16 protein-coding genes are annotated in these 12,941 nt (G+C 64.6%); 9 read left to right on the forward strand and 7 right to left on the reverse strand.

Features of this window, described 5'->3' with window-relative positions; translation table 11 throughout:
• Nucleotides 1-14: 14 nt before the first annotated feature.
• The 4 genes from AC1RQP_RS06385 to AC1RQP_RS06400 are packed head-to-tail and all read left to right on the forward strand — an operon-like array spanning nt 15 to nt 3,210.
• Nucleotides 15-563, forward strand: a complete 549-nt coding sequence (locus AC1RQP_RS06385; protein WP_239623032.1) for an NAD(P)H-dependent oxidoreductase — start codon at nt 15-17, stop codon at nt 561-563.
• A 54-nt stretch (nt 564-617) separates the two neighbouring features.
• Entirely contained in the window at nt 618-1,415 is a 798-nt protein-coding gene (locus AC1RQP_RS06390; protein WP_492936282.1) for an alpha/beta fold hydrolase, read from the forward strand.
• Nucleotides 1,416-1,440: 25 nt separating this feature from the next.
• Entirely contained in the window at nt 1,441-1,884 is a 444-nt protein-coding gene (locus tag AC1RQP_RS06395; protein ID WP_492936283.1) for a cupin domain-containing protein, read from the forward strand.
• Between the two features lie 48 nt (nt 1,885-1,932).
• On the forward strand, nt 1,933-3,210 hold the full coding sequence (locus AC1RQP_RS06400) for an MFS transporter (RefSeq protein WP_492936284.1): 1,278 nt from the start codon (nt 1,933-1,935) through the stop codon (nt 3,208-3,210).
• 90 nt (nt 3,211-3,300) lie between these two features.
• Here AC1RQP_RS06400 and AC1RQP_RS06405 read toward each other — a convergent pair whose 3' ends face one another.
• From AC1RQP_RS06405 to AC1RQP_RS06420, 4 genes are read right to left on the reverse strand one after another with little or no spacing between them, the layout of a single operon-like run.
• Nucleotides 3,301-3,885, reverse strand: coding sequence for a TIGR00645 family protein (locus AC1RQP_RS06405; protein WP_239623028.1), 585 nt, complete (start codon nt 3,883-3,885; stop codon nt 3,301-3,303).
• 31 nt (nt 3,886-3,916) lie between these two features.
• Nucleotides 3,917-4,555, reverse strand: a complete 639-nt coding sequence (locus tag AC1RQP_RS06410; RefSeq protein WP_239623027.1) for a TerC family protein — start codon at nt 4,553-4,555, stop codon at nt 3,917-3,919.
• On the reverse strand, nt 4,552-4,914 hold the full coding sequence (locus AC1RQP_RS06415; RefSeq protein WP_492936285.1) for a hypothetical protein: 363 nt from the start codon (nt 4,912-4,914) through the stop codon (nt 4,552-4,554). Before AC1RQP_RS06415 ends, AC1RQP_RS06410 begins: the two co-directional genes overlap by 4 nt.
• 2 nt (nt 4,915-4,916) lie before the next feature.
• The gene (locus AC1RQP_RS06420) at nt 4,917-5,390 is read right to left on the reverse strand and encodes a TerB family tellurite resistance protein (protein WP_131873294.1); all 474 of its coding nucleotides are present in this window, start codon (nt 5,388-5,390) and stop codon (nt 4,917-4,919) included.
• A gap of 197 nt (nt 5,391-5,587) precedes the next feature.
• Between AC1RQP_RS06420 and AC1RQP_RS06425 the strand changes: the two genes are divergently transcribed.
• The gene (locus AC1RQP_RS06425) at nt 5,588-6,064 is read left to right on the forward strand and encodes a hypothetical protein (RefSeq protein ID WP_492936286.1); all 477 of its coding nucleotides are present in this window, start codon (nt 5,588-5,590) and stop codon (nt 6,062-6,064) included.
• A gap of 351 nt (nt 6,065-6,415) precedes the next feature.
• Nucleotides 6,416-7,555 carry a hypothetical protein gene (locus AC1RQP_RS06430; protein WP_492936287.1) on the forward strand — a complete coding sequence of 380 codons (1,140 nt, stop codon included), beginning with the start codon at nt 6,416-6,418 and terminating at the stop codon, nt 7,553-7,555.
• A 9-nt stretch (nt 7,556-7,564) separates the two neighbouring features.
• Here the strand turns inward: AC1RQP_RS06430 and gor are convergent, their stop codons facing one another.
• From gor to rpiA, 3 genes are read right to left on the reverse strand one after another with little or no spacing between them, the layout of a single operon-like run.
• Nucleotides 7,565-8,953 (reverse strand): glutathione-disulfide reductase, encoded by a 1,389-nt coding sequence (gene gor, locus AC1RQP_RS06435; protein ID WP_492936288.1) that lies wholly within the window; start codon nt 8,951-8,953, stop codon nt 7,565-7,567.
• Between the two features lie 46 nt (nt 8,954-8,999).
• Nucleotides 9,000-9,548, reverse strand: a complete 549-nt coding sequence (locus tag AC1RQP_RS06440; RefSeq protein ID WP_239623022.1) for a DUF2059 domain-containing protein — start codon at nt 9,546-9,548, stop codon at nt 9,000-9,002.
• The gene (gene rpiA, locus AC1RQP_RS06445) at nt 9,545-10,264 is read right to left on the reverse strand and encodes a ribose-5-phosphate isomerase RpiA (RefSeq protein WP_492936289.1); all 720 of its coding nucleotides are present in this window, start codon (nt 10,262-10,264) and stop codon (nt 9,545-9,547) included. The genes AC1RQP_RS06440 and rpiA overlap by 4 nt, the downstream gene beginning before the upstream one ends.
• A 155-nt stretch (nt 10,265-10,419) precedes the next feature.
• Here rpiA and AC1RQP_RS06450 point away from each other — a divergent pair, with 155 nt between their 5' ends.
• The 3 genes from AC1RQP_RS06450 (at nt 10,420) to moaA (ending at nt 12,864) form a co-directional block, all read left to right on the forward strand.
• Nucleotides 10,420-11,112, forward strand: coding sequence for an HAD family hydrolase (locus AC1RQP_RS06450; RefSeq protein WP_492936290.1), 693 nt, complete (start codon nt 10,420-10,422; stop codon nt 11,110-11,112).
• Nucleotides 11,113-11,250: 138 nt separating this feature from the next.
• Nucleotides 11,251-11,721 carry a hypothetical protein gene (locus tag AC1RQP_RS06455; RefSeq protein WP_239623020.1) on the forward strand — a complete coding sequence of 157 codons (471 nt, stop codon included), beginning with the start codon at nt 11,251-11,253 and terminating at the stop codon, nt 11,719-11,721.
• Nucleotides 11,722-11,829: 108 nt separating this feature from the next.
• A complete protein-coding gene (gene moaA / locus AC1RQP_RS06460) occupies nt 11,830-12,864 on the forward strand; it encodes a GTP 3',8-cyclase MoaA (protein WP_028179687.1) in 1,035 nt (344 codons plus the stop codon).
• Nucleotides 12,865-12,941 lie beyond the last annotated feature (77 nt).

Raw genomic sequence — 12,941 nt, forward strand, 5'->3', positions numbered from 1 at the left:
GCAGGAGAGTCGGCGTGAACGGATCCCGCATCGTTGGCTTCTGCGGCAACAGCTGGCGCCCGGCAAAATCGCGCGTGCTCGTTGAAGCCGTTGCGGCCGATCTCCTGACACAACACGCGCTCAAGACCGACATCCTCGACCTCGTCGATGCCGGCCAAGGCATCGCCGCGTTTACCCGCAACGGGCTCGACGACCGCGCGCGCGACCTCGTCGAGGCGATCGAGCATGCCGATGGCCTGGTGATCGGTTGCCCGGTGTTCCAGGGCTCGTATCCCGGCTTGTTCAAGCATGTCTTTGACCTGATCAAGCCCGGCGTGCTGCGCAATCGCCCGGTGCTGCTGACAGCGGTCGGCGGCGGACTGCGCCACTCGCTGGTGGTCGAGCATCAGCTGCGTCCATTGTTCGGGTTCTTCGAGGCCTGCACGGTGTCGACCGCGATCTATGCGAGCAGCGACGAACTGGCGTCGGACAGACCCCTGGCGCCGATGATTGCCGCTCGCCTCGCCAACGCCGTGGAACAATTCGCAGCGCTCGTCGGCGACCGCCGGGCCAACGCCGCATGACCCCTCTTCCGCTGCGGTGCCCAGACAGGCTGCCTTCAACCGGAGACATCCATCATGCTTGAGACCGCCAAACCCTCGCCCGACCTCACCGGCTTTGCTCGCGCGGAATACGACATCAACGGCGTGCGCACCGTCGTTCACACCATCGGAAGCGGCCCCCCGCTGGTGTTCCTGCACGGTACCGGAACGTTTACCGGCTTTGAGATGGCGCGCGACTGGGCGAAGCGGCACACCGTCATCATTCCCTATCAGGCCGGTTTCGGCGACTCCGGCGATGCGGTCTGGATCGATACGATCGAGGATCATGTCCTCCAGACCACGGACTTGCTCGACAAGCTGGGACTGGCGACGTTCGATCTTGCCGGATTTTCGCTCGGCGGGTGGCTCGCCGCCGAGTTCGCCATCCGCCAGCCGCATCGCGTCCGCAAGCTGGTGCTGGTCGCGCCCGCCGGCCTTGTGGTTGCGAGCGCGCCGGCCCCTGGCCTGTTCGAAATCGCGCCACAGGATCTGCCGGCCTATCTCGCGAACGATCCTTCAAACGCGCTCCGTTACTTTCCCAAGTCGCCGGATCCTGCATTCGATGCCCGCCTCGGGCGCGAAGTGACCGGCTTCGCCAAGCTGATCCGCAACGATCCACAAGGAAATCCGAAGCTCGCGCACTGGCTGCACCGGATCACAATGCCGACGCTCGTCTTGTGGGGCGCCTCGGATCGCCTGCGACCAACGGCGCAAGCCGAAGCCTGGAAGGCGGGGCTGCCCGATGCGCGCGTGACGCTGGTGCCGGATACCGGACATCTTGTGTTCGAGGAAACGCCCTCCGCTGCGCACCACGTCACCGATTTTCTTGCCTAGTAGCTCAGACACAGAGGACACCACCATGATCGAGATGCCGCCGGGCGTAACCCCTACCAAGGACGGTTTTGGGAACATCGTCTGGAACATTCTGGGCCAGACATACACGCTCAAGCAGCACTCCGAGGCGTCGATGGCCTGGCATGCCGTGTTCCCCCGCGGCACCTTCGTGCCGCCGCACGTTCATCCGACCCAGGACGAGTTCGTCTACGTGCTGAGCGGCCGCTACGATCTCTGGCTCGACGGCAAGGACTTGGTGGCGACCGCCGGGGACCTCGTGCGCATGCCCAAAGGCATTCCCCACGGCATCTTCAACAAGTCCGGCGAAACCGCGACCAGCCTGTTCTGGGTTGCGCCGACGCGATCGCTCAAGGAGCTGTTCGAGCGCATCCACAACCTGCCCGATCCGCAGGAAGTCGTTCGGCGTGCCGCCGAGCACGAGGTCAATTTCCTGCCGCCCCCGGCCTGATGCTCGTCTCCCGCCGAAAGCCGAAAGCTCCAACCGCGAGGATCGATCGTGACGACCAACTGGACGACCATTTCCGAGAGCGACCGCCGACGGATTGCCGCCTGGCAAAAGGGCATGCTGGCTCTTGCCATTTTCTGCGAGATATTCCTCGCGGCCGACTGGTACGCCTTCGCGGCCGTGCTGCCGTTCGTCTCCGATAGCCTGAAACTCAATCCCGCCGAGGCAGGTCTGGCGCAGGGTATCTTCGCACTGACCTATGGCGTCGGCATGGTGGTGTGGTCACCGGTGAGCCGCTCCATGACGGCGCGCAACATGCTGCTGATTGGCCTTGCCGGCACCGGTCTCGGGATGATGCTTCAGGTGTTCGTCCAGACCTATACCCAGCTCGTGCTGCTGCGGCTCCTCATCGGCTTCTTCGACGCCGGCATTTTCATCGGCAACATGAAGCTGATCTTCGGCTGGTTTCCGCAGAGCCGGCGCGGCTCTGTGGTCGGAATCATCCTTGCGGCCTACAGCCTCGCCATCACATTGGATTTCGCACTCGGCATTCCCCTGACCATTGCGACCGGATGGCGGACCTTCTTCGCAGTACTGGCGGTCGGCACCTTGATCGTCGCCGCGATCGACGCCCTCGTCGTTCGCAATAGCCCGCGCGAGATCGGCATCGCCGACTTCACCTGGGGCAATGAGACGCCTCAGAAGCACCTGCCTCTTGGCGAAATCTTCCGCTCGAAATGGATCGCGGTCGGTGGTTTCGGCATCGTGGCCTGTACCTTCGCAATCGCCGGCTCGGCCACCTGGGTGGTGCCCGCTTTCATCGCCGTGCAGCACATGCCGCCGGAAGCCGGCGCCATAATAGGCACCGTGATGGGGTTGTCGCAGGTTCTGTTCCTGGTGATCGGCGGCTACATGTCCGACCGGCTCGGCAAGCCGTTCATGATCAAGCTCACCGCGGGGCTCGCCTTCCTGACCGCCCTGATGTTCCTCTGGAGTGTCGTCACGCCGATGCCGTTCGGGATGCTCGTGCTGTTCGCAGCCCTCAGCGGCATCGCGCTGCTCGGCGGCGGTGCGATCTTCGCGCTGCTCAGCGAAAAATACTCCGACGCGCTTGCACCGGCGGCGATCGGCTATGCGGAGGTATTCGGCATCTTGTCGGCTTTCGTGGCGCCCTGGATGATGGGAGCCATCATCAACGCCTCTTCCGGCGCGTTCACCGGGGCTTTCGTCGCCTTCGCCGTGATCGAGTTGATCATCGTCAGCCTCCTGCTGATCCTCGCCCGCGAGGACGTCAGGCAGGGAGCGGTCGTCGGCAGTCCAGCCGAATGAATAGCTTGGAGCAGACGGGACCGTACCCCGCGAGCTCCCGGGCAGAAACCATGAACGGACGCCGGCACCTCCCGTCAGAGGGTCGCCCCCTCAGCCGTGGCCGGCCTCCTTGCGATGGCCGCTCTCGCTGAGACGGTCGACCCAGGCGATGCCGATCGCCGAGACGATGAAGGTCATGTGGATCAGGACCTGCCACATCACGCCGGTCTCGGTGAAATTGCTGCGGGTGGTGCCGAGATTGCCGGCCTCGATGAAGGTCCTGAGCAGCGAGATCGAGGAAATGCCGATGATCGCCATCGCGAGCTTGATCTTGAGCACGCTGGCATTGACGTGACCGAGCCATTCCGGCTCGTCGGGATGCCCGCTCAGGTTCAGGCGGGAGACGAAGGTCTCGTAGCCGCCCACGATCACCATGATCAGCAGGTTCGAGATCATGACGACGTCGATCAGCCCGAGCACGACCAGCATGATCTGCTGCTCGCTGGCGTCGAACGAGTGCGCGACCAGGTGCCAGAGCTCCTTCAGGAACAACAGCACATAGACGGCCTGGGCGACGATGAGGCCGACATAGAGCGGCAATTGGAGCCAGCGCGAGCCGAAGATCAGCTTCGGAAGCAGGCCGACCGGCGGCAGTGGCGCGGCCGGCGCCGAAGGTGCCTTGGGTTCAGACGTCATTGATCACTCCGGGTTGCAAGCAGCATGCGCCTCAGAGACTCGCGATGACAGGCGCGAGCTCGAGCGAGCCCCGATAGATCATCTCGAAGGCGACGTAAATGATGATGGCAAGGCCGACATAGGCGACCCAGCGCTGCTTCTGGAGCACGCGGCCGAGCAGATCGGCGGCGACACCCATCATCGCGACGGACAGCAACAGGCCGAAGGCGAGGATGTAGGGATGCTCGCGCGCGGCGCCCGCGACCGCGAGCACATTGTCGAGCGACATCGAGACGTCGGCGGCGACGATCTGCACCGCCGCCTGACCGAAGGTCTTTCGCTGTGCCGGCGCGGCATCCGCGCCGCCGCCATGGCTGAACGCGAGCTGCTCCGAATGCGTGGACTGCTCGCGCAGCTCGCGCCACATCTTCCAGCAGACCCAGAGCAGCAGCACGCCGCCGGCGAGCAGCAGTCCGATGACCTGCAGGAGCTGGGTCGCAACGCCGGCGAAGGCGATGCGCAGCACGGTGGCGGCGGCGATGCCGACGATGATGGCGCGGCGGCGCTGCTGAGCCGGCAGGCCCGCCGCGGCGAGGCCGATGACGACGGCGTTGTCGCCGGCGAGCACGAGATCGATCAGGACGACTTGAAACAGCGCGGTCAGCGCCTCGGCGGTGATGAATTCAGTCATGTTTGATCATTTTTCGATGTCGACGGATCGAGCCAATGCGGCTTGCGGCGCTCGATCCAGTCGAAGACCTTCGAACGGGAGGAGCGCAGCGCCGGCACGTCCTCGGCGAGCAGCGCGAGGCCGAGCGGCAGCATCCAGACGCCGAGCAGCGGCAGGAAGGAGAGCACGCCGCCGGCGACCAGCAGCGTCCCCGAGGGGATCCTGACCCAGCGGCTGGACGGCTTGAGCAGATAGGTGAAGGTGTCGCCCATGCGCGGCGGCAGGCGGTCGACGAGCTTGGCCAGGCGCGGGTCTCCACCGGCGATCTCGCCGGTGGTGCCCACGGCTTCGGTGGTGCGCTCGTCCGAAACTGTGCTCATGCTTACTCCTTCAGGGCGGCCTGGAGCGTGGCGTCCGCTGCACTGGGCACGACCGGCTTCGCGCGCGGCAGCACCAGCGTCAGCAAGCGCAACAACTTGATCGCCTGGACTTCGTGGGGATGGACGTCCTCATCTGCGGCAGCAACGCGCTCCGACAGCTCCATCAAATGGGACGAGAGCGGCAGATTCGAAACCGGCCGCAGCGTGTCGATCACGACGTTGGCAAAATCCGGCTCCTCGAGCCGTTCGGCGAGTTCATCGAACATCGCATAGAGCCGTTCGTCCGAAATGTGCGGCGCCAGCTTGCGGTCCCTGATGAAACGGATCACCTCGTCGCGCTCGACCGGCGAGACGCGCCGGTCGGCAACCGCAACCAGCGCGCCCACGATCACCAACGCGACCGCCGCCTGCTCGTTCAGGCTCGACGGCTCCGTGATCTCGATTTCCATCGGATTTGAAGTTCTGGCGTCAGACATCGTAGCTCCCTTAACTTGCGAAATGGCCGCACGGAGCTGCGATCGGGACGAATAGTCGGAGAGAACGAACAAAGGCCCGACGATCGGCCGATCCATCGCATTCGCGCGGGACAGGTCATCCGACATCACGAGGTTTGCCGACATGGTCGGCGTCCTCGCCAGAGGGGCCCGGATTCTTGTTCTGCTCAGAGATAAAGGTGGCTCTGTCGGAATCAAGGCAATATGACTGCGACCAGCCGCCGCATCGGTTCCATAGCGATGAAACCGCGTCCGCGGCGCGCTGCAACGCTCTTCGCGTTGTGGCGCAAAGCCGGGATCCGGAAGGCGATACGCTCCGCCTATCGCGCAAGCGGCGGCGACATCGCAACCGTGTCACGATTGATCGCTACATCTACATCTCGGGAACGAGCGTCTGCGTCGCCATAGCGCTCGCGCAAGCTTCGGCAGCGAAAATGTCGTCCTTGAATCCGATGAGCGCGGAGAAGCGCATGAATCGCACCACATCCTGCACCGGCTGCGGCCATGCGCTCGTCCCGATGCTGACGGCCAAAGGCCGCGTGGAACCGAGCTGTCTCTGGTGTGAAGGCCTCGACGCCCGCGCGCTGGACATGGCGAAGTGGGCGGATAGCCCGTTCGGCAAGCCCGAGCGGGGCGTCCGTCAGTCGTTCGAATGAACGGCTTGAGACACTGAGCCGCCGGACATTTGCCTGTTGTCGCCGCGAGCTGCCCGGCTGCATGCCCTCGCAGGACATGCCGACAAATTAGACAAGATGCGTCGCTCCACCGAACTTGCGGACCTGCGCGGAAAGGTCAGGCAGGTGGGCGAACCCGTTGTCTAACCTCTGGTGCAATCTCGCTTTTCTTACGCGGCGCGTGCGGGCGGCGAGCCTGTGCGCGCACTGCGCGCCGACTGGCCCAAAATTCGCAAGACAGCATCTGGCCCAATTCCCTGCCCGCCCACGATAGAGCGCGGAAAGTTGCGTGCGCCCAGCTCCGGGATGGACGGCCCCAGATCGGAGAATGCCATGAACGTGCATGCTGCCGGAGATCTCAAATTCACCGGTCTCACCCATCCGAACGGCGCGCGGCTGCGTCTCAACGACCAGGACTTCGTGGCGATCGATCGCGACCGGGATGCGAAATTCGAGGCGACGTACCGGCCGCAGGCCCTCTACAACCGCGCCAACGAAGGCTTTCACGCCAACAACGAGACCTTCCTGCTGCACGAGGTCGCGACCAATCTGCCGATCTACCGGCCCGACACCGGCCCCACCGATTTCCACCTTCATCTTCCGCCGGGTGGCTTTCAGCTCGTGCTGGTCACCTCGGGCGCGTTCACCTTCGACTATGATGGGCGCTTCTACAATGTCGGCCCCGGCGCGGTGATGCTGCAAAGCGCGATCGTCCATCGCCAGCTCTTTTACACCTGGTCGGGACTGTCGACCGAAGAGAACCTGAAGACGCCGCAGACCGTGGTGCCCGACCCGATCTCGATGGGCTATTCGGGCAAGTTCCTCGAAGCCTTCATCACCGATCCGACGACGTTTCCGAACCCGACCATCGTCGGTCCGGACCAGATCAACGAGGCCGAGACGCCGCGCGTGGCCTGGAGCCACCCTCTGCACGACCGGCCGGCCGATGCCGGCTTCTGGCTTCAGGATCCCCTGGCGCTGGACGCGCTGTTCAGGCCGCTCACCGATGGCTCGGTCAAATCGACCATGCCGGTCCACGTGCGCGATATCGGCATCGAGATTCCGAGCGGCCATCTCGTCGCTGGCCACATCATCGCAACCGACCCGCGCGGTCAGTCGCTGCTGCCGAAGAGCACGTCGATCGCCACGGACGCGAGCTGTTTCGCCAAGGCCGAGGTCGTGATCTATCGCGTCATTCGCGGCACGGCCGAGTTCAAGAGAAAGACCGGCGAGAGCTTCGAACTGTCGGCCGGCGATGTGGTGACGGCGGGCAGGGATTCCATCAGCCTCACGGCTGTCGGCGAAAACACCCAGGTGCTGCGGCTCGGCCTGCTCAAGGGCATGAACGAGCTGCGCAGCTGGACGCCGACGCAGCGTGACGAGATCGACGGCCTCGCCGGTCAGATCATCACCCACAAAGACGTCCGACCCCTGCGCACCGAAGGCAAGCCGGTCGGGTATCTCTACGGCTGAGCGCCGAGCTTACTCCGCCGCTTGACGCACGTGGCGCGCGGTCGGCGTGCGCATCGTGACGAGCTCTTCGGCCGCGGTCGGATGCAGCGCGATGGTCGCGTCGAAATCCGCCTTGGTCGTCTTCATCTTCACCGCGATCGCGACAGCTTGCGTGATCTCGGCGGCGGCATCGCCGACGATGTGGCAGCCGAGCACGCGATCGGTTGAGCCGTCGACCACGAGCTTCATCAGCATGCGGGTGTCGCGGCCCGACATCGTCGCCTTGATGGGGCGGAACGTCGTCTTGTAGATGTCGACGTGGCTGAACTGCGCGCGCGCCTCGGTTTCCGTCAGACCGACCGTGCCGACTTCCGGCTGCGAGAACACGGCCGTCGGGATGTTGGCATGATCGACCCTGACCTCGCGCTTGCCGAACACCGTATCGGCAAAGGCATGGCCCTCGCGGATCGCGACCGGCGTCAGGTTGAAGCGGTGGGTGACGTCGCCGATCGCATAGATGCTGTCGACCGAGCTCCTGGAGAAATGGTCGACGGCGATGCCGCCATTGTTCGGGTTGATGGTGACGCCGGCCTTCTCCAGCCCGAGATTGGCGACGTTGGGATGGCGGCCGATGGCGAACATCACCTGGTCGGAGCCGATGCTCGATCCGTTCGACAGATGGGTGGTGAAGCTCTCGCCGTGGCGATCGACCTTGGTCACCGTGCAGCCGGTGAGAATGGTGATGCCCTGCTTCTCCATCTCGCTGCGGACATGGGTCCGGACATCCTCGTCAAAACCGCGAAGGATGTTGTCGCCGCGATAGATCACGGTGACGTCGGAGCCGAAGCCGGCGAAGATGCCGGCGAATTCCAGCGCGATGTAGCCGCCGCCCTGGATCACGATCCGCTTCGGCAGCCGCGCAAGGTGAAACGCCTCGTTGGAGGAGATCACGTGCTCGATGCCGGGAATCGCGGCGCCATGGTTGGGCGCGCCGCCGGTGGCGATCAGGATGTATTTTGCGGTGATCTTCCTGTCGTTCTCGAGCAGGCGGACGGTGTGCTTGTCCTCGATCACCGCGCGGCTCTTGACGATCTGCGCGCCCGACTTCTCGACATTCGTCGTATAGGCCGCCTCCAGCCGCGCGATCTCCTTGTCCTTGTTGGCGATCAGCGTCGGCCAGTCGAAGCTGGCGGGCGGAACGGTCCAGCCGAAACCCGCGGCGTCCTCGAGGTCCTGACGAAAATGCGAGCCGATCACGAACAGCTTCTTCGGCACGCAGCCGCGGATCACGCAGGTGCCGCCCATGCGGTACTCTTCCGCGATCATCACGCGGGCGCCGTGCCCGGCCGCGATGCGGGCGGCACGCACGCCGCCCGAACCACCACCGATGACGAAGAGGTCGACGTCGAATTCAGCCATGGTCCACTCCGCCCCTCTTCAACGATCTCTGATCAAATAGGATCGATCAGATCTCCTTGCCACGCTTGCGCATCTCGGCACGGAAGGCGCCCATCACGGTCTCGGAGAAGTTCTGGGCCCAGGAGTTCATGAAGGCCATGCTGAGCCCGATGGCGCGCGGCTCGGCCTCGATCAGCTTCTTGCCAAGCGGCGACTTGTAGAAGGTGACGAGATCCTTCAGCTCCTGCTCGGTGAACTCGCTGGCATAGATCTGGGCCATGCCTTCGCCGATCTCGTTCTGGCGGCCGTTGAGCTGCTGGGCCACGATCGGGGCAACCTCGTTGAGGTCCTTCTGGTAGTTGAGGTTCTGCTGGATCAGCGCGATCTTGGTCTTCTCGACGACGCCGGGCACGGCGCCCTGATACATCGCCGTGGCGTTCTTGATCTGCAGGATCTCCTTGGCCGCTGCGATCGCCGCCGGCGAGGATTTCGGCTGAGCCGGTGCCGCGGCGGCCTTGGGGGCCGGCGCCGGCTGCTGCGCCATGGCCGGGGCGGCCGATAGGGCCAGTCCCACAGCGAGAGTCGCGGCCGGCAAGAATTTCAACACGTTCTTCATTCCAGATCTCCTTTCGGCTTGCGCCGTTCAATCACGCGAATTCCTTCGCCGCCCGCCAGTACGGCCGAGCTGGCCAAGCCGATGAACAAACCATGCTCGACCACCCCGGGGATGGCGCTCAACGCATTGGCGAGACCGGGGGGATTCACAATACGTCCGAGCTGGGCATCGACGATCCAGTGGCCACCATCGGTGACGAAAACGTGGCCGCCCTTGTCCTTGCGGACCGCCATTTGCCCGGAAACGCCGCATTCGGCAAATGCCTTTTCGATCGCGCGGCGCGTTGCTCCGAGCCCGAACGGGATAACCTCGACCGGCAGCGGAAACTTGCCGAGCGTCGGCACCCATTTGGTGTCGTCCGCAATCACGATCATGCGATCCGAGGCGGCGGCCACGATCTTCTCGCGCAGCAGCGCACCGCCGCCGCCCTTGATCAGATTGAGCTCGGGATCGATCTCGTCGGCGCCGTCCACGGTGATGTCGAGATGGTCGATCTCATCCAAGGTCGTGAGCGGCACGCCGCAACGTTCCGCATCAGCGCGCGTGGCTTCGGAGGTCGGCACGCCGATCACCTTGAGCCCGGCGGCGACGCGCTCACCGAGCAGCTCGACGAAATGTTTGGCGGTCGAGCCGGTACCGAGCCCGAGCTGCATGCCGTCGCGCACCTCCTCGAGGGCGCGCGCAGCAGCCTGCCGCTTCAACTGGTCCATGTTCACGTGTGCGCCTGCCCTGGATTCGGAGGATGAGCCGCCGATCGCGGCCGCTTTCGGCGGCCTATGTAGCCTCGTTTTCCTCGCGGGAACAGGCCTATAAGGTGATCTTATGGGCCCGCCCCTTGCGTGGATGCGACCGGGCCGGTAGCGCTTGGACCATGACCTCCCCTCACACCATCGTCTTCGATCTCGACGGCACGCTTGTGGATACGGCGCCCGACCTGATCACCGCGCTGAACTACGTGCTCGACCGCGAAGGCCTGCCGCCCGTGCCGATGGCCTCCGCCCGCAACATGATCGGCGCCGGCGCCCGCAAGCTGATCGAGCGGGGACTGGAGGCCGAGGGCCGCACGGTCACCCCCAAAGACATGGACCGGATGACCGCGGATTTCATTGCCTATTACGCCGACCATATCGCGGTCGAATCCCGTCCCTTTGAGGGGCTTGAGGCCGCACTCGACCAGTTCGCGGCGCGAGGCCATCGCCTCGCGGTCTGCACCAACAAGCTGGAATGGCTGTCGAGGCGGCTGCTCGACCAGCTCGACCTCAGCCACCGTTTCGCGGCGATCTGCGGGGCGGACACTTTTGGTGTCCAGAAGCCCGATCCGACCATTTTCCGCGAGACCGTGGCCCGCGCCGGCGGAGACGTGAAGGCCAGCATCATGGTCGGCGATGCCGGTACCGACGTCGGGGTCGCCCGGCGGGCCGGAGTGCCCGTGATCGGGGTCAGCTTCGGCTACACCGACGTGCCGATCGCCGAATTGAAGCCGGACCGGCTGATCCATCACATGCGCGATCTGCCGGCGGCCGCGATCAGCCTGATGACGGCTTCACCCGTCGCAACCGGCTGATCCAACTCGGTTATTCTCGCGACGCCCTGCGTTAACCATCAATTATCTATGCGCCACGCGTCAATTGCCTGCCCCAAACGACACTCCTAAGGTCGCCCCGGGGATGTGGCGGTTCGTCGCAATAGAAGTGGATGGTTCATGCGTCGTGTCATCGCGATTGCGCTAGCGGGAGCGAGCCTGGGTGGCTGTTCCTCGATGTCCTGGGACATGTTCAAATCAGCACCGCCGACCGTCCAGGTCAGGCTCGAATCCAATCCGCCCGGTGCTGACGCCACCACCTCACTCGGTCAGGGCTGCAAGACCCCCTGCTCGGTCTCGGTTCCCGCACCCGATGCGCCTTTCACGGTCGCTTTCGCCCTGCCCAAGTACCAGCCGGCGAGCGTCCCGGTGAATGTGGTCAAGAATCCCGGCGATTTCACCACACCCGCCTCCGTCACCACCGATCCGAATCCGGTGTTTGCGGAACTCCAGACGGCGGTGCCGCCGAAACCGGTCCGCAAGCCGCACCGGACGAAAAAGCCCAAACCAGCCGCGCCCGCCGCAGCACCGGCCGATGCGGCACCCGTAGCGGCCTCGCCGTTCCCCGATCCGAATGCGGACAAGCGCTGATCTGCCTATACCACCCGATTGTCCTAGCCGCGTCCGATGCTTAGATTGCTTTCTCAGCACCGCTGAAGCAAAGGTGCGCCCGTCGCCGTAAGTGACAAGGCATTTGGTATGAACGGACTTTCTGCGAGCCCCCGTGCCGCGCTGTCGGGCGCGATGACCGATCCGTTCGGGCGGACCATCAGCTATCTGCGCGTCTCGGTCACCGACCGCTGCGATCTGCGCTGTTTCTACTGCATGTCGGAAGACATGACGTTCCTGCCCAAGGCCGACCTCCTGACGCTGGAGGAACTCGACCGGCTCTGCACGGCCTTCATCGCCAAGGGCGTGAAGAAGCTGCGGCTCACCGGCGGCGAGCCGCTGGTCCGCCGCAACGTGATGACGCTGGTGCGCTCGCTGTCGCGGCATCTTTCGACCGGCGCATTGAACGAGCTGACGCTGACCACCAACGGCACCCAGCTTGCAAAGCACGCGCGCGAGCTCGCCGATTGCGGCGTCCGCCGCATCAACGTCTCCCTCGACACGCTCGACCCCAGGAAGTTTCGCGAGATCACCCGCTGGGGCGAGATCGACAAGGTGCTCGAGGGGATCGAGGCCGCGCGCGCCGCAGGCCTTGCGGTGAAGATCAACGCCGTCGCCCTGAAGAACCTCAACGAGGACGAGCTGCCGGAACTGATGCGCTGGGCCCACGGCAAGGGCATGGGCCTGACGCTGATCGAGGTCATGCCGATGGGCGAGATCGGATCGGGTCGGATCGACCAGTATCTGCCCCTGTCGCTGGTGCGCGCCCGCCTCGCCCAGCAATTCACGCTGACGGATCTGCCCGAGAGCACCGGCGGTCCGGCCCGCTATGTCAGCGTCGCCGAGACCGGCGGCAAGCTCGGTTTCATCACGCCGATGACCCATAATTTCTGCGAATCCTGCAACCGGGTGCGCATCACCTGCACGGGGACGCTGCACACCTGCCTCGGCCACGAGGACGCCTCCGATCTGCGCAAACCTCTGCGTGCATCGAGCGATGACCTGCTGCTTGCGGATGCGATCGACCGCGCCATCGGACTGAAGCCCAAGGGGCACGATTTCATCATCGACCGCCGCCACGACCGCCCCAGCGTGTCCAGGCACATGAGCGTCACCGGCGGCTGACACCGTCGGATTACGGGCCTTATTCCCCTTAACTACCAACAAACTTCCAATTGACTGCCGGCACGCCCGCTGGTTTG

The sequence above is a fragment of the Bradyrhizobium sp. GW821-FHT13H06 genome, from assembly GCF_058803975.1.

Excerpts from the sequence above, each read along its gene's own strand:
- AC1RQP_RS06390 (WP_492936282.1), top strand. The coding sequence starts at position 618 with ATGCTTGAGACCGCCAAACCCTCGCCCGACCTCACCGGCTTTGCTCGC.
- AC1RQP_RS06395 (WP_492936283.1), top strand. The coding sequence starts at position 1,441 with ATGATCGAGATGCCGCCGGGCGTAACCCCTACCAAGGACGGTTTTGGG.
- AC1RQP_RS06405 (WP_239623028.1), bottom strand. The coding sequence starts at position 3,885 with ATGACGTCTGAACCCAAGGCACCTTCGGCGCCGGCCGCGCCACTGCCG.
- AC1RQP_RS06410 (WP_239623027.1), bottom strand. The coding sequence starts at position 4,555 with ATGACTGAATTCATCACCGCCGAGGCGCTGACCGCGCTGTTTCAAGTC.
- AC1RQP_RS06415 (WP_492936285.1), bottom strand. The coding sequence starts at position 4,914 with ATGAGCACAGTTTCGGACGAGCGCACCACCGAAGCCGTGGGCACCACC.
- AC1RQP_RS06420 (WP_131873294.1), bottom strand. The coding sequence starts at position 5,390 with ATGTCTGACGCCAGAACTTCAAATCCGATGGAAATCGAGATCACGGAG.
- AC1RQP_RS06430 (WP_492936287.1), top strand. The coding sequence starts at position 6,416 with ATGAACGTGCATGCTGCCGGAGATCTCAAATTCACCGGTCTCACCCAT.
- gor (WP_492936288.1), bottom strand. The coding sequence starts at position 8,953 with ATGGCTGAATTCGACGTCGACCTCTTCGTCATCGGTGGTGGTTCGGGC.
- AC1RQP_RS06440 (WP_239623022.1), bottom strand. The coding sequence starts at position 9,548 with ATGAAGAACGTGTTGAAATTCTTGCCGGCCGCGACTCTCGCTGTGGGA.
- AC1RQP_RS06450 (WP_492936290.1), top strand. The coding sequence starts at position 10,420 with ATGACCTCCCCTCACACCATCGTCTTCGATCTCGACGGCACGCTTGTG.
- AC1RQP_RS06455 (WP_239623020.1), top strand. The coding sequence starts at position 11,251 with ATGCGTCGTGTCATCGCGATTGCGCTAGCGGGAGCGAGCCTGGGTGGC.
- moaA (WP_028179687.1), top strand. The coding sequence starts at position 11,830 with ATGAACGGACTTTCTGCGAGCCCCCGTGCCGCGCTGTCGGGCGCGATG.